The organism is Kitasatospora sp. NE20-6, from assembly GCF_045862635.1.
In genome coordinates, this window is sequence record NZ_BPRL01000022.1 from 1 (window position 1) to 15,806 (window position 15,806).

11 protein-coding genes are annotated in these 15,806 nt (G+C 70.1%); 4 read left to right on the forward strand and 7 right to left on the reverse strand.

All coding sequences use genetic code 11. The features are described 5' to 3' along the window. The 3 genes from SNE206_RS18740 to SNE206_RS18750 all read left to right on the forward strand — a co-directional run. Window positions 1-467: glycoside hydrolase family 76 protein (locus SNE206_RS18740; protein WP_407914551.1), on the forward strand; the 467-nt coding region annotated here is incomplete at its 5' end. 246 nt (window positions 468-713) lie between these two features. Beyond that, a complete protein-coding gene (locus SNE206_RS18745) occupies window positions 714-3,098 on the forward strand; it encodes a ricin-type beta-trefoil lectin domain protein (RefSeq protein WP_407914552.1) in 2,385 nt (794 codons plus the stop codon). Between the two features lie 214 nt (window positions 3,099-3,312). Continuing rightward, the gene (locus SNE206_RS18750; protein ID WP_407914553.1) at window positions 3,313-4,443 is read left to right on the forward strand and encodes a ricin-type beta-trefoil lectin domain protein; all 1,131 of its coding nucleotides are present in this window, start codon (window positions 3,313-3,315) and stop codon (window positions 4,441-4,443) included. 127 nt (window positions 4,444-4,570) lie between these two features. Here SNE206_RS18750 and SNE206_RS18755 read toward each other — a convergent pair whose 3' ends face one another. The 7 genes from SNE206_RS18755 to SNE206_RS18785 all read right to left on the reverse strand — a co-directional run bounded on the left by SNE206_RS18755 (window position 4,571) and on the right by SNE206_RS18785 (window position 12,266). Further along, window positions 4,571-5,614 (reverse strand): LacI family DNA-binding transcriptional regulator, encoded by a 1,044-nt coding sequence (locus SNE206_RS18755; RefSeq protein WP_407914554.1) that lies wholly within the window; start codon window positions 5,612-5,614, stop codon window positions 4,571-4,573. A 251-nt stretch (window positions 5,615-5,865) separates the two neighbouring features. Beyond that, window positions 5,866-6,783, reverse strand: coding sequence for a carbohydrate ABC transporter permease (locus tag SNE206_RS18760; protein ID WP_407914555.1), 918 nt, complete (start codon window positions 6,781-6,783; stop codon window positions 5,866-5,868). Beyond that, window positions 6,780-7,787 carry a carbohydrate ABC transporter permease gene (locus SNE206_RS18765; protein ID WP_407914556.1) on the reverse strand — a complete coding sequence of 336 codons (1,008 nt, stop codon included), beginning with the start codon at window positions 7,785-7,787 and terminating at the stop codon, window positions 6,780-6,782. The genes SNE206_RS18760 and SNE206_RS18765 overlap by 4 nt, the downstream gene beginning before the upstream one ends. Further along, on the reverse strand, window positions 7,787-9,049 hold the full coding sequence (locus SNE206_RS18770; RefSeq protein ID WP_407914682.1) for an ABC transporter substrate-binding protein: 1,263 nt from the start codon (window positions 9,047-9,049) through the stop codon (window positions 7,787-7,789). The genes SNE206_RS18765 and SNE206_RS18770 overlap by 1 nt, the downstream gene beginning before the upstream one ends. Window positions 9,050-9,284: 235 nt before the next feature. After that, complete coding sequence (locus SNE206_RS18775) at window positions 9,285-10,274, reverse strand: ABC transporter substrate-binding protein (RefSeq protein WP_407914557.1); 990 nt, start codon at window positions 10,272-10,274, stop codon at window positions 9,285-9,287. 67 nt (window positions 10,275-10,341) lie between these two features. Next, entirely contained in the window at window positions 10,342-11,397 is a 1,056-nt protein-coding gene (locus tag SNE206_RS18780) for an ABC transporter permease (protein WP_407914558.1), read from the reverse strand. Next, complete coding sequence (locus SNE206_RS18785) at window positions 11,394-12,266, reverse strand: ATP-binding cassette domain-containing protein (protein WP_407914559.1); 873 nt, start codon at window positions 12,264-12,266, stop codon at window positions 11,394-11,396. Before SNE206_RS18785 ends, SNE206_RS18780 begins: the two co-directional genes overlap by 4 nt. Before the next feature lie 292 nt (window positions 12,267-12,558). On the opposite strand from SNE206_RS18785, the gene SNE206_RS18790 reads away from it, so the two are divergent. Further along, window positions 12,559-15,681 carry a GH92 family glycosyl hydrolase gene (locus SNE206_RS18790; RefSeq protein ID WP_407914560.1) on the forward strand — a complete coding sequence of 1,041 codons (3,123 nt, stop codon included), beginning with the start codon at window positions 12,559-12,561 and terminating at the stop codon, window positions 15,679-15,681. The last annotated feature ends 125 nt before the right edge of the window (window positions 15,682-15,806 follow it).

Genomic DNA, 15,806 nt, shown 5'->3' on the forward strand with positions numbered 1-15,806 from the left:
GCAAGATGATCAACTCCGACCACATGATCAACGACGGGCTGACCGACGCCTGCGCCAACAACGGGCAGCCCACCTGGACGTACAACCAGGGCGTGGTGCTCGGCGGCCTGACCGAGCTGTACCGGGCCACCGGTGACGCGAGCCTGCTGACCACCGCACGCACCCTCGCCGACGCCTCCACCACCCGGCTCCAGAGCGGCGGGGTGCTGCGCGAGCCCGGCGAGGGCGACGGCTGCACCGGCGACGGCCCGTCCTTCAAGGGCGCCTACGTCCGCGGGCTCGGCCGGCTCAACACCCAGCTCGCCGACCACCCGTACGCCCCGACCCTCAACTCCTGGGCGAACTCCGCCTACACCAGGGACCGCAACCCGCTCGACCAGTACGGACCGCACTGGGCCGACGGCACCGGCAGCACCGACTACGGCTGCCAGCAGAGCGCCCTGGACCTGCTCAACGCCGCCGGCTGACCGCCTGCGGCCCCGCCGCCACCCCGACCGCCCGACCGACCGCCCGGTCCCGACCCGCCCGGCCCGCCCGGCCCGCCCGCGGCCGGTCGGCTGCCGGGGCGACTGTCGCACCCGTACGAAGCCCGGCTCCGTCCACCGCGCACTGCACGCCGACCGCAGTGCCCGCAGCGCCACGGAGCCGCATGTCCACCGAAGAGCGCACGCCACCACATGCCGTGCGCGACTCCCGAGCCGAAAGGCCTTCAGGTGAAGTACACCCGAAAACTCCTCCCGTTATGGTTGTTGGGGCTGATCGCCGCGATGCTCGCGGTCGGAGCCACTCCGTCCCAGGCCGCCACGACCACGATCACCGTCGACGGTAGCCAGGGCGGCCGTACGTTCGACGGCATCGGCGCGATCAGCGGCGGAGGCGGCAACTCCCGTCTGCTGAAGGACTATCCGGCGGCCCAGCAGGCGCAGATCCTGGACTACCTGTTCAAGCCCGGATACGGCGCGAGCCTGCAGTTGCTGAAGGTGGAGATCGGCGGTGACGCCAACTCCACCGACGGTTCGGAGCCGTCGATCGAGCACAGCCGCGGCGTGATCAACTGCAACGCCGGCTACGAGTTCCGGCTGGCCGAGCAGGCCAGGGCCCGCAACCCCGCCATCGGCCTGTACGGGCTGGCGTGGACCGCGCCCGGATGGATCAACGGTGGCTTCTGGTCCACCGACACCATCAACTACCTTATCTCGTGGCTCGGTTGTGCCAAGCAGCACGGTCTGACCATCAGCTACCTCGGCGGCTGGAACGAGCGCGGCCACGACGCCAACTGGTTCGTCCAACTGCGTTCGGCGCTCAACAACGCCGGGTACTCCGGTGTGAAGCTCGTCGCCGACGACAGCGGCTGGGGCGTCGCCGACGACATGGCCACGAACAAGGCGTTCAACGACGCGGTCGCGATCATCGGCGCGCACTACTCCTGCGAGGGCGGCGACGGCGGAAACGCCAACTCCTGCTCCAGCAGCACCGCGGCGAAGAACAACGGCAAGCCGCTGTGGGACAGCGAGAACGGCTCGCAGGACATGAACACCGGCGCTCCGGCGCTGATCCGCGCCATCACCCGGGGCTACATCGACGCGAAGATGGTCAGCTACTTCAACTGGCCGCTCATCGCCGCGATCTACCCCAACCTGCCGTACAACACCGTCGGCCTGGCCACCGCCAACTCCCCCTGGTCGGGCAACTACACCATCGGCGCCAGCACCTGGGCCACCGCCCAGGTCACCCAGTTCACCCGGCCGGGCTGGAAGTTCATCGACTCCGCCTCCGGCTACCTCGGCGGCACGGAGTCCAACGGCACGTACGTGACGATCAGGTCGAACACCAACTCCGACTACTCCACCATCCTGGAGACCACCACCTCCACCGGGACGCAGACCGCCAACTTCCACGTCCAGGGCGGCCTGTCGACCGGCACCGTGCACGTGTGGGCCACCAAGGTGAACTCGCCGAGCCCGGCGACGTCCTTCGTCCACACCCAGGACATCACCCCGAGCAACGGCTCCTACTCGCTGACGATGCAGCCCGGGTACGTCTACACGGTCAGCACGACGACCGGCCAGGACAAGGGCACGGCGACCGCGCCGGCCGCACACCCGCTCGCGCTGCCCTACGCCGACAACTTCGACAACGTTGCCATCAACGACGAGGCCACGTACCTCTCCGACATGCAGGGTTCCTACGAGGTCCAGACGTGCGCGGGCGGCCGTTCGGGCCGGTGCCTGCAGCAGATGGCGCCGGTCAAGCCGATCGAGTGGCAGGACGACTCGGACTCGTACTCGCTGATCGGCGACACGACCTGGTCCAACTACACCGTCAGCGCCGACGTCTTCCTGCGCGGTGCGGGCACCACCGAGCTGATCGGCCGCGCCAACACCCAGCAGCGCCCGCAGTCGCACATGAACGCGTACTACCTGCGCATCCGTGACACCGGGCAGTGGTGGATCGAGAAGATGTACACCGACGGCTCGAACCACACGCTGGCCAGCGGCACGACCACCGCGCTGGGCACCGGCACCTGGCACAACCTGTCGTTCGTCTTCCAGGGCACGCGGCTCACCGCCAAGGTCGACGGCAACCAGATCGGGACGGTCACCGACTCGTCGTTCCTGTCCGGCCAGGCGGGCCTCGGCATCCAGGGCTACCGCACCGACCAGTTCGACAACCTGTCGATCGTCGCCGGCAGCGGGAGCGCACAGCCCCCGGTCGGCCCGATCACCTCGGGTCTGAACGCCGCGAAGTGCCTGGACGACTACACCGCCTCGAACGTCAACGGCACCAAGATCGTCGTGTGGGACTGCAACGGCTCCGGTGCCCAGCAGTGGACGCAGACCGGCGGCACCCTCCAGGTCAACGGCAAGTGCCTGGACGTCACCGGGGCGGCCACCGCCAACGGCACCCCGGTCGAGCTGTGGGACTGCAACGGCGGCGCCAACCAGCGCTGGGAGCCGACCAACGGCAGCCTGGTCAACCCGGTCTCCGGCCGCTGCCTCGACGTCCCCGGGTTCGACACCACCAACGGCGTCCAGCTCGACATCTGGGACTGCAACGGCGGCGCGAACCAGAAGTGGAACGTGCCCGTGGCCTCCTGACCGACCGCAGCGTCCGGGCGGACACCTGTCACACCGTCCGCCCGGGCGCCGTGGGCCCGTGGGCCCACGGGCCCGAAGCGGCGGGGTCCGGCCGTCGCGCGCCCGGACGGCCGGCCCCCGTCAGCCGTGCCGGTGCGGCTCCCCGAGCCGCACCGGTCAGAGACCTCAAAGAACCTCACCACCCCTGCCGATCCGCCGACTTCGAAGAGGAACCGTGACCGAACGATCCACAGCAGGCCTGCTCGCCGCCCTGACCGTCGTCTCCGGCCTCACCGCCCTGCTGCCGGCGACGACCGCCACGGCCGCGGACGCCCCGGCAGTTGCCGCCGCGCCCGCGGCGTTACGGGTGCTGCCGCTCGGCAACTCGATCACCTGGGGCATCGGAAGCCCCAGCGGCAACAGCTACCGGGGCTTTCTCGCCAACCAGCTGACCGCGGAGGGCCACGCGCTGGACTTCGTGGGCTCCGTCCGCAACGGACCGATGGCCGACCCGGACAACGAGGGCCACTCGGGCTGGCGGATCGACCAGATCGCCGCCATCACCGACGCGACCGTGGCCCGTTACCGGCCCAACGTGGTGCTGCTGGAGATCGGCACCAACGACCTGAACCAGAACTACCAGGTGCCCACCGCCGCCGACCGTCTCAGCGCCCTGATCGACCAGATCACCCGGGGCGCCCCGGACGCCACCGTCCTGGTCGGCTCCCTGATCGTCTCCACCAGCGCGACCGAGGAGGCGAACCGGCCCGCCTTCAACCAGAAGCTGCCCGGCATCGTCCAGGCGAAGCAGTCCGCCGGCAAGCACGTCCGCCTCGTCGACATGGGCGCCCTGACCGCCGCCGACCTGTCCGACTCCCTGCACCCGAACGACAACGGCTTCGAGAAGATGGCCACCGCCTTCAACTCCGGTGTCCAGGCTGCCGACGCCGCCGGCTGGATCAAGGCGCCCGTCGCCCTCGGGGGCCAGGTGCAGTCCGGCATCGCCGGCAAGTGCCTGGACGTCAACACCGGCAGCACCGCCAACGGCACCGCCGTGCAGATCTGGTCCTGCAACGGCACCCAGGCGCAGTGGTGGAACGCGTACGCCGACGGCACCCTGCGATCGATGGGCAAGTGCCTGGACGCGGAGGCCAACGGCACCGCCAACAACACCAGGATGGAGATCTGGGACTGCAACGGCGGTGCCAACCAGGTCTGGCAGGCGTACAACGGGGGGTACCGCAACCCGGTGTCCGGGCGCTGCCTCGACGATCCGGCCGCCTCGGCGACGGACGGCACGCGACTGGTGCTGTGGGACTGCAACGGCAACGTCAACCAGCGCTGGACGGCGCTGCAGCCCGGCTAGGACCACCCGCCCGCCGGGGCTCCCGGCCCCGGGCTCGCACCCCGGGCACCGTCCCGGGCCCGGCCTCCGGATCTCCTCCGGGGCCGGTCCCGGGACCTCCGGGCGTTCCGGGGCATGCGGCCGCGGGTCAGTCGGATGCCCGCAGCGGGACCGGTGCCCCTGCGGCCGTTCGCCGGGCGGGGTGCTCCCCCGAGCTGCGCACGACGAGGCGGGTCAGCAGGACGACCTTCCGCGGGGCGGAACGATCGCCGGCTATCCGGGAGAACAGCAGGTTGGCCGCGGTGCTGCCGACCGTGGCCGGGTCCTGGCTGACGACGGTCAGCGGCGGTTCCATCTGCTTGGCGAGCGGCAGGTCGTCGAATCCGACGACCGCCATCGGGGCGGGGTGGTCCAGGCCGTCGAGCACGCCGAGGGTGATGAGGTCGTTGCTGCTGAACAGGGCGGTCGGCGGATCGGCCAGGGCCTGCAGCCCGGCCAGGGCGGCCCGCGCCTCCCGGTGGGAGCGCAGCCCGTGCCGTACGAGGTCGGGGTCGGCGTGCAGTCCGTGGGCGGCGAGGGCGTCCAGGTATCCGGCGTAGCGCTCCCGCTGGGTCCAGATCTCGTAGCGGTCGCCGAGGTAGGCGATCCGGGTGTGCCCGTGGCCCAGCAGGTGGGCGACGGCGCCCTTCGCACCGTCCCGGTTGTCGACGGTGACGGTGTCCACGTCGAGGCCCTTGGCGGGGCGGTCCGCGCAGACGACCTGGGTGCCCGCATCCATGGGCGGTTTGAGGAAGCCGTGGCTGCCGATGGTGGGCACGATGATCAGGCCGTCCACCTGGCGGGCGGTGAACGCGGCGATGACCTCGCGTTCCCGGCGCGGCTCGTCGTTGGTGCTGCCGACCAGGACGACGTAGCCGCGGCGGTGCGCCTCGTCCTCGACCGAGCGGGCCATCAGGGCGTAGAAGGGGTTGGCGAGGTCGTCGACGACCAGGCCGATCGTGGAGGTCCCGAGGTTCTTCTGCCGCAGGTTGCGCGCGTTGTCGTTGCGCTGGTAGCCGAGTCTGCGCACCGCCTGCTCGACCCGGGCGGCGGTGTCGGGCGACACTCCCGGTTCGCTGGAGATCACCCGGGAGACCGTCATGAGACTGACCCCCGCCGCCTGGGCCACGTCCTTCATCGTCGGGCGCTTCACAGGCCTCCTCCTCGGCACGCTTCCCGGATCGCCTGCCGGTCTGCCCAAGCGCCGGAGTGCATCCTACGGTGCTCGGCGTCCCGGGCACGGCGGGGCACCGGTTACGGCGGAGTGCCACCCGACCCGCGCGGGTGCCGGCCGGATGACGCGGTCCCCCGTCGGCTGATCGTCCGTCACCAACCTTTTCCTGAAAGGTGTACGGCGGCAAGCGCCTGCGATGGCCCATAAGGGCGCAGCGGACCGCCGCGGACTCAGCCCTTGCTCGATCCGAGCGCGAGCCCGGCGATGAACTGCCGCTGGAGCAGCAGGTAGACGACCAGCGTCGGGATCGCGGCGATCACGGCCCCCGCCGCGATGAGGTTCTGGTTGCTGACGAACTGTCCCTGCAGGTTGGCGAGGGCGGAGGTCACCGGGCGTTTGTCACCGGAGGACATCAGGGTGACGGCCCAGAAGAAGTCGTTGTAGATCCAGGTGGTCAGCAGGGTGGCGAGGGCGGCCAGGGCGGGCCGGCAGAGCGGCACGGTGAGCCGCCAGAAGCGGGTCCACAGGCCGGCCCCGTCGACGAGCGCGGCCTCGTACATCTCGCCGGGGATCGACTTCATGTAGTTGCTCAGCACGAACACGCAGAAGCCCAGCTGGAACGCCACGTTGATGGCGATCAGGCCGAGGGCCGAGTTGTACATGAGCCCGCTGTCGGCCAGGGCCGTCGGCACGTGGATCTTCAGGTACATCCGGTACAGCGGGGTGATGACGACCTGTTGCGGCAGCAGGTTGCCGGCCGTGAAGAGGATGAGCAGGGCCACGTTGACCCTGAGCCTCAGCCGGGTGAGGACGAAGGCCGCCCCCGACGCGAGGGCCAGCACGACGATCACCGCGGGCACGGTGATCAGCGCGGAGTTCCGGAAGAAGTGCGGCATGTCCGACTGCGACCAGGCGTCGGTGAAGTTGCGGAGCGTCAGGTGCCGCGGCAGCGAGACGTAACCGTACCTGCGGGTGTCGGAGTACGGGCGGACGGCCACGTAGAGGGTGAAGGCGATCGGCAGCAGCCACAGCACCGAGGCGGTGACCAGGAACAGCTGCGCGGCGACCCGGGCGGGCGGGCGTTTCGGCGGACGGCCCCCCGCTGTCGTGGAGGTGGCGGGGGTCCGGGCAGGGGTGTCGGTGCTCACGGCGTGTCCTCCCGGCGGAAGGTCTGGTGGAGGAAGACGCTGATGGGTACCAGCGAGATCGCCAGCAGCACCACTCCGAGTGCGGAGCCGAAGCCGACGCGCTGGGTCTCGCCGACGATGTTCGAGGTGACCAGCACCGAGAGCAGTTCGAGGCCGTTGATGCCCTTGTTGGTGATGTACACCAGGTCGAAGGCGCGCAGCGACTCGATGACGGTGACCACCATGATGACGATGTTGACCGGCCGCATCACCGGGAAGACCACCCGTCGGAAGGTCTGCCAGGCGCTGGCGCCGTCGATCATGGCGGCCTCGCGCAGCGTCGGGTCGACGGCCTTGAGGCCGGCCAGGTAGAGCACCATCACGTACCCGGACTGCCGCCAGGTCGCCTCGGTCAGCACCGCCCACAGGTTGAGGTGCGGATCGCCGAGCCAGTCGATGGCGTTGCCGTCTCCGGTGCGCCCGAGGACCACGTTGATCAGCCCGTAGTTCTGGGAGTACATGAACTCCCAGATGATGCCGACCAGGGCGAGCGACAGCATGACCGGCAGGAACAGGATGCTCTGGTACATCCGGCTGCCGCGGAGGCCGCGGTCGAGGAGCACGGCGAAGAGCATGCCGAGCGGGGTGGCGATCACCACGAAGACGGCCAGCCAGATCAGGTTGTGCCGGACGGCGGGCCAGAACTCCGGACTGACGGTGGCGGCCTGGTGGTAGTTCTGGATGCCGTACAGGCAGCCGTTGTTGAGCACCGACGGCAGCTTCGGGTCGCACGGGTCGGCGTGCAGGGATCCGACGCCGTTCCACCGGGTGAAGGAGAGCAGGGTGGTGCCGGCCGCCGGGAACCACACGAGGGCGAGGTCGAGCAGGAGCGGGATGCCCAGCAGGACGGCGGCGACGATGCGGTCGCGGGGCGTCAGTGTCCGGACGCCCCGTCGGCGGCGGGCCGGGGCCGGCGCCCCGGTCGCCGCCGACGCCCGGCCGGGTGCCTGGGAAGGGGAGTTCATCAGGTGTAGATCGCCTTCGCCTGGGTCTCCGCGCTCTTCTGCAGCGCGGCGATGTTCCCGGTGCTCGGGTCGTCGATGAACTTCTGGATGACCGAGATCATCGCGGTGGCCATCGCCGGGTCGGCGTCGCGGTCCATGAACTGGGCCACGGCCTTGCAACTGGATATCGCGGCGACCGACTTCTGCTGGACGGCGTTGTACGTCGGCACCTGCAGGCCCTTGGCGAGGCCGACGTCCCACTGGTCGGTCTTCAGGTACTCGGCCTCGGCCCGGCCGCTGCCGATGTACTCCAGGACGGCCTTGGCGGCGGCCGGGTTCCTGGCCTTGCGGCTGAGCATGAACCCGTCGGTGGGGGCGTCCATGTAGTCCTGGCCCCACTTCGGATCGACCGCGGGGAAGGGGAAGAAGTCGAGGTCGGCCAGGTCGGCCTTGTCCGTGACGTACTGCGCGGCGACCTGGTTGCTGCCCTGGAACATCATGCCGGCCGCGCCGCTCTCCAGGCTCTTCACCGCGTCCTGCCAGATCCGCCCGTTGGCGCCGCTCTGCACGTACGGCATGAGCTCGGCCCAGTGCTGGAAGACGGTGTACACCCCCTGGTCGGTCCACGGGATCTCGTGCTTCAGCAACTTGATGTGGTAGTCGTAGCCGTTGATCCGCATGTTGAGGATGTCGAAGGTGCCGAGCGCCGGCCAGCCGTCCTTGTCGCCGAAGGCGATCGGTATCAGGCCGTCGGACTTCATCCTCTTCACCAGGGCCACGTACGCGTCCCAGGTGGTGGGCACGGTGTAGCCGTGCTTGGCGAACAGGCTCTTGCTGTAGAAGACGACCCACGGGTAGTTGTACAGCGGCACCAGGTACTGGTGGCCGTCGAGCCCGGTGGAGAGCTTCTTGGCGGCTTCGCCGAAGTTGCCGCCGATCTTCTCCCACACGTCGTCCAGCGGCTGGGCGAGGCCCTGCGCGGCGAAGTACTGCATGCGGTACCCGGCGAACCAGGTGAACAGGTCGTCCGGGGTGCCCTGGAGGTAGCTGGTGATGTTCTGCTGGAAGGTGTTGTGGTCGACCGTGTTGATCCTGATGTCCACCGCGCCGACGGCGGCGGACGCCGCGGTGGTGAGTGCCGCGAAGGCCGACTTCGCGGACGGGTCCGAGTAGTTGGACCCGAAGGTGACCGTGCCGCCGACCGTGGTGGAGCCCGGTGCCGCACCGCCGGACGAAGCGGGCTCCGCGTCGCTGCCGCAGGCCGTCAGCAGGCCCCCGGACATCGCCGCGAGCCCGGCCGCGCCGACCGCGTTCCTGAGCAGCGCCCGGCGTGACGGCGCCGGACTGACGCCGTTGCCGTGGATCGGGTCGACGTCGGACATGGTGCCTCCGTGGTGTGTGGGGTGCCCGGGAGCCGGCGGGCAGGCCGGTGGGCGGGGGCCGGCCCGAAGGCTGCGACCCCCGTCTCCGCTTCAGCGGTACGCGCGTGCGGGCGCCGTACGATCAGGCCCGTCGGGCTCAGCAGGCGGCCTTGTAGATGTACTTGCTGACCGCGGGGTCGTCCATGTTCGCCTTGGTGATGGCCACCATGGTGGTGCCGACCTGCGCGGTCACCTCCTTCTTCTCGATGGCGGCGAGCGCCTGGTCGACCCCCTGGACGCCGATGCCGGCCGGGTCCTGGGCGACCAGGATGTCCAGGGTGCCGTTCTTCAGGGCGGTGATCTCGTCGGGCTCCGCGTCGAACGCGGCGACCTTGACCTTGCCCTGCCTGCCCGCGGCCTGCAGGCCGGTGGAGACGCCCTGCGCGGTGTTGGTGTTGCCGGCGAAGACCCCGCCGAGGTCGGGGTGCGCGGCCAGGGTGGCCTGGATCTGGGAGGCGGCCGTGGCGGGCAGGTCGTTGTCGTAGAGGACCGGGAGCAGCGTGATGGCGGGGTGGTTGGCCTTCATCTCCTCGGAGAAGCCCTTGATCCGGGCGTCCGTGGTGGACACGCCGGGCTTGACGCTGATCACGATGGCGGAGCCCTTGTCGCCCATCAGCTCGGCCAGGGCCTTGGCGGCGGTGCGGCCACCGGCCTCGTTGTCGGAGGAGATCCGGGAGACGCCGATGGACGTGTCGCTGACCGTGGTGTCGACCAGGACGACCTTGGTGCCGGCGTTCTGCAGCTGCGACAGCGACGGCGTGAGGGCCGTCGTGTCCACCGGGGAGATCAGGAGGCCGTCGGGGCGGGACGCGGCGACCGAGTCGACGATCGGCCGCTGCACGGCGACGTCCCACTGCGCCGAACCGTCCACGGTGAGTTTCACCCCCCGCTTCTCGGCCTGCTCCTGGGCGGCGCACGCCATGGTGATGTAGAACGGGTCGCTCTTGACGCCGGTGATGAGCTTCAGCGTGGTGCCCTTGGAGCCGGCCTGGCCGCTGTCGCTGCCGCAGGCGGCGGTGCCGGCCACGACCAGGGCGAGGACGGCGCAGGAGCGGGCGATCGTTCCGGGTCTGCTGGGTCCGAGCATGGTGAACTTCCTTCCAGGGGAGGGACCTTGGCAAGTAGAGGAGAGCCGTGGCGGTGGTGCGGCGGCGTCAGCCTCGTTCGCGGCCGCGCCTGCGGAACTGGTCCAGGTAGACCGCCGCGACGAGGACGACGCCGATGGCGACGTCCTGCCAGTACTGCTGGACGTCCATGATGATCAGCCCGGTGGTGAGCACCGCGGGGATGAAGACGCCGATGACCGTGCCGAGCACGCTGCCGCGTCCGCCGAACAGGCTCGCCCCGCCGAGCACGACGGCGGTGATGACCTTCAGGTTGTCCGTGGAGTGCCCGGCGATCGACGTGGTGCCGAAGTACGCCAGCCACATCACGCTGCCGAGCCCGGAGAGCAGGCCGGTCAGTGCGTAGATCTTGACCAGGTGCCGGTCGACGTCGATGCCGACCCTGCGGGCGGCCTCCGGGTTGGAGCCGATGGCGTAGGTGTACCGGCCGAACCGGGTGAAGGCGAGGATCAGACCGAAGACGACGGTGGTGGCGAAGGCGATGACGACGAGCCAGGGGACCTGGCCGAAGAGCTTGCCGAAGCCGACGCTGTGCTGGAGTTCGGCGGAGACGGCGCCGGTCGGGTCCTGGCCGCCGGTGATGATCTGGGCGATGCCGAGGGCGGCTCCGAAGCCTCCGAGGGTGACGATCAGCGGCGGTACCTTGGCCTTCGCCACCAGCCAGCCCTGCAGGGCGCCCCAGAGCACTCCGGTGACCAGTGCGATCACGGTGGCCACCCCGATGGTGCCCCAGCCGGACTCCGCGCCGCCGTGATGGATGGTGTACTCCGCGGACAGCACGGCGGACAGCACCAGGACCGAGCCCACGGAGAGGTCGATGCCGGCGACGATGATCACGTAGGTCATGCCGACGCCGAGCACCAGGTAGATGGCCGCGTTGGTGGCGATCTGGGTGATGTCGTAGCGCGTCAGGAAGGTGTCGGGCCGGGCGGCGGTGAAGAACGCGACGAGCAGGGCCAGGACGCCGAAGGTCCAGGCCTCGTTCACCGCGGCGAGACGGCGCGCCCAGCCGGGCACGGCGAGTCCCGTCCGGGGCTTCGGCGGTGCGGTGGTCGTGTCCGCCTCGCCCGGTACCTGGGTGCTCACGCGGCACCGTCCTTTCCGGGGGTGGGTTCCGCGGGGGCCTGCGCCGGGGGCACCGGACGCACGGACGCGTGCCCCGCGGAAGGGTGTCGGGCGGAGGAGGGCTCTGCAGGCCCGGGCACCGGGTCCAGGGCGCCGGTCATCGCGCCGACGAGTTCCTCCACCGAGGTGGTCGCGGCGTCGAAGGACGCCACCCGCCGTCCCAGCCGCAGGACTTCGACCCGGTCGGCCACCGAGAGCACCTCGGGCATGTTGTGGCTGATCAGCACCACGGATATGCCCCGGTCGCGGACCCGTCTGATGGTCTCCAGCACCCGGCCGCGCTGGACCACGCCGAGTGCGGCGGTCGGTTCGTCCATGAAGATGATGCGGTTGGCGAAGGCGACCGCGCGCGCCACCGCGACGGACTGCCGCTGGCCGCCGGACAGGGACGCCACGGGAACGTCCACGTCCCGCAGGTCGACGCCGAGTTCGGCGAACGCGGTGACGGCCGAGCGGCGCATGGCGGCGTGGTCGAGGACACCGAGCCGGCCGAGCAGTCCGGGGCGGTGGATCTCGCGGCCCAGGTGCAGGTTGGCCGCCGCGTCGAGGTCCTGGGCGAGCGCAAGGTCCTGGTAGACGGTCTCGACCCCGTAACGCCTGGCATCGAGCGGGCTGGTGAGCTCGACCGGCGCGCCGTCCACCAGGATCTGCCCGCCGTCGGGCCGGATGGTGCCGGACAGCGTCTTGACCAGGGTGCTCTTGCCTGCGCCGTTGTCTCCGATCAGCGCGACCACCTCGCCGGGGTAGGCGGTGAAGTCGGCGCCCTGGAGGGCATGGACCTGGCCGTAACGCTTGCTCACCTTCCGGGCTTCCAAAAGGGGTTCTGTCATCAGGATGTCCTCCGGACGCTCCTTGGTAACGTTCACGCAAGTGACCGGAGTCTGCGGGCGCGGCCGACTGCCTGTCAATAGTCGTGCGGACAACCGATGCATCTCGCAAGTTCTTTGCCACAAGCCATATTTGATGTTGGATCAGAGGCTTGACGCACAATCGGCGGCGCATCAACAATGCGTTCTGCTTGGTAACGTTCACATGGCCCGGAGCCATGACCGCACCCCCCTCCCGAGACCGCTCGCCGCCGCTCCCCCGCCGCGACCCGTCTCCAGCCGAAGGTGGTCCCCCGTGCTCTCACCCCTCCTCAGGTTCCGCGTCGCCGCGGTGGCCGGCAGCGTCCTGCTGGCCGCCCTGGGCGTCGGCGGATTCGCCACGACCCCGGCTCACGCCGCAGCGGCCGACCTCACGCAGTACGTCGACCCGTTCATCGGCACCGATGACAGCAACGCGCCGAACCCCGTCGGCGGCGGTGCGGGCGGATCGACGTACCCGGGCGCCGTGGTGCCCTTCGGCGGCGTGCAGTTCAGCCCCGACACGCCGACGGCCTCGCCGTCCGGCTACCGCAACTCCGACACCACGATCGAGGACTTCAGCCTCACCCACTTCGACGGGGCCGGCTGCCAGAACAACGAGGACCTGCCACTGTTACCGGTGACCGGTGCCCTCGGCTCCTCGCCCGGCACCAACTGGACCGGCTACGCCTCGGGTTACACCAAGTCCAACGAGTCCGCGTCGCCCGGCTTCTACAAGAACCGCCTCGACAGGTACGCCACCTCGGTGGAGCTGACCGCGACCACCCGCACCGGCATGGGCAGGCTGACCTACCCGTCGTCGACGACCTCGCAGCTGCTGATCAACACCAGTCGCAGCGCCACCGGCAACCGCAGCGGCTCGGTGAAGGTGAACGGTTCGGAGGTGACCGGCAGCGTCACCGCAGGCGGCTTCTGCGGCTCCTCGAAGACCTACCAGATCTACTTCGACATCCGCTTCGACCGCGCCCCGAGCGGCTTCGGCACCTGGTCGGGCAGCACGGTGAACGCCGGCTCGGCGAGCACCTCGGGCACGAACACCGGCGCCTACGTCACCTTCGACACCACCGGCTCCCAGGCCGTGCAGTTCAAGGTGGCCCTGAGCTACGTGAGCATCGCCAACGCCCAGGCCGACCTCGTCGCCGAGAACAACGGCTGGGACTTCGGCGCCGTCCGTTCCGCGGCCGGCACCGCCTGGAACCAGATCCTCGACCGGGCCCGCGTCACCGGCGGCTCCAGCACCGACCTGAAGAAGTTCTACACCTCGCTGTACCACGTCTTCCAGAGTCCCAACATCGCCAGCGACGTCAACGGCGACTACCGGGGCTTCGACGGCGCGGTCCACAACTCGTCACGACCGGTCTACCAGAACTACTCCGGCTGGGACATCTACCGCTCCTGGGCCGCGCTGATCGCACTGATCGCACCGACCGAGGCGTCCGACATCGCCAAGTCCATGGTGCTGGACGGCCAGCAGGGCGGCCTGCTGCCCAAGTGGTCGCAGCAGACCAACGAGGACTTCGTGATGACCGGCGACCCCGGGCCCATCATCATCGGCAGCATGTACGCCTTCGGGACGCGCGGCTTCGACACCGCCGCCGCCCTGTCCCTGATGAAGAAGTCCTCCGAGGGCGGCACCACCCAGGGCTCGCCGATCCGCGGCCGCCAGTCGACGTACACCAGCCTGCACTACCTGCCCGGCGCCCCCTCCGACTCGATGGAGTACTCGGCCTCCGACTTCGCCGTCGCGCAGTTCGCCAAGGCCCTCGGCAACACCGCGGACCACGCCACCTACATGACCCGGGCGCAGTGGTGGCGCAACACCTACAGCCCCGAGTCGGGCTACACCCAGCCGCGCAACTCGGACGGCACCTGGACCTGGCCGCTGAACCCCGCCTCTCAGTCCAACTTCACCGAGGGCAACGCCGCCCAGTACACCTGGATGGTGCCCTACGACTTCGCCGACCTGATCAACGGGATGGGCGGCCGGCAGACCGCCGTGCAGCGGCTCGACCACCACTTCACCCAGGTCAACGCCGGCCAGAGCCTGCCGTACTACTACATCGGCAACGAGCCCGAGCACGGCGTGCCGTGGGCGTACAACTACGCCCGCAACCCCGCCGGCGCATCCGCGGCGGTCCGCAAGGTGATGACCGAGTCCTTCACCACCGGTGCCGGCGGGCTGCCGGGCAACGACGACCTGGGCGCGACCTCGGCCTGGTACGTCTGGGCCGCCCTCGGCCTCTACCCCTCGACGCCCGGTGCGGACACCCTGGCCGTGCACGGCCCGTCCTTCCCGTCCGTCCTGCTCCAGCGCCCGGGCGGCAACATCACCATCAACTCGGCGGGCACCGGCTCCTACGTCCAGGAGCTGAAGGTCAACGGGACCGCCACCAACCACAACTACCTGCGCTACCCCGACGTCGCGGGCGGCGCCACCCTGGACTTCACCATGGGCGGTGCGCCCAGCGCGAGTTGGGGCACCGGCGCCTCGGACGTGCCGCCCTCCTTCCAGGACGGCGCAACGGCCGTACCCACCGCGCCGGAGCTCGGCACCAACCTCGCCCAGGGCCGGACCACCAGCTCGTCGGCCGCGTGCGCCACGGCGGAAGCGGGCGACAAGGCGGTCGACGCCACCCTGAAGAACAACAGCAAGTGGTGCTCGCAGGCAGCCGGTGCGACGCTCCAGGTCGACCTGGGATCGGCGCAGACGGTCGCGTCCGTGGTCCTCAAGCACGCCGGACTCGGCGGCGAGAGCACCGGCTGGAACACCGGCGGGTTCCAGGTGCAGACCAGCACGGACGGCACGAACTGGTCCACCGCGGCCACCGTCACCGGTTCACGCTCCAGCCGCACCTACACCCCGTTCGCAGCCCGCACCGCCCGCTACGTCCGGGTGGTGGTCACGGCCGCCACCAACACCGCGGGCAACACCGCCACCCGGATCTACGAACTGGAGGCGTACAACTCCGGGCCCGCCGCACCGGACGCCCAGGCCGCGCCGATCACCTCGGGGCTCAACACGGCCAAGTGCATGGACGACTACACCTCCTCGAACGCCAACGGCACCAAGATCGTCGTGTGGGACTGCAACGGATCCGGCGCCCAGCAGTGGACGCAGACCGGCGGCACCCTCCGGGTCAACGGCAAGTGCCTGGACATCACCGCGGGCGGCACCGCCAACGGCACCCTGGTCGATCTGTGGGACTGCACCGGCGGCGCCAACCAGCAGTGGCAGGCCGTCAACGGCACCCTGGTCAACCCCGCCACCGGCCGCTGCCTCGACGTCCCCGGGTTCGACACCACCAACGGCGTCCAGCTCGACATCTGGGACTGCGACAACGGCGCCAACCAGAAGTGGAACCTGACCACCTCCGTGTAGGAGCGGCCGTCCGGTGCCACCCGTCCTTCCCCGGGCGGGTGGCACCGCCGTCCGGGCGGACCGGCGTGCCCGGCTCCGGGACCGGTCGGTGCACCGGGCCGGCGGCCCGCGCTCCGGGGTTCCCG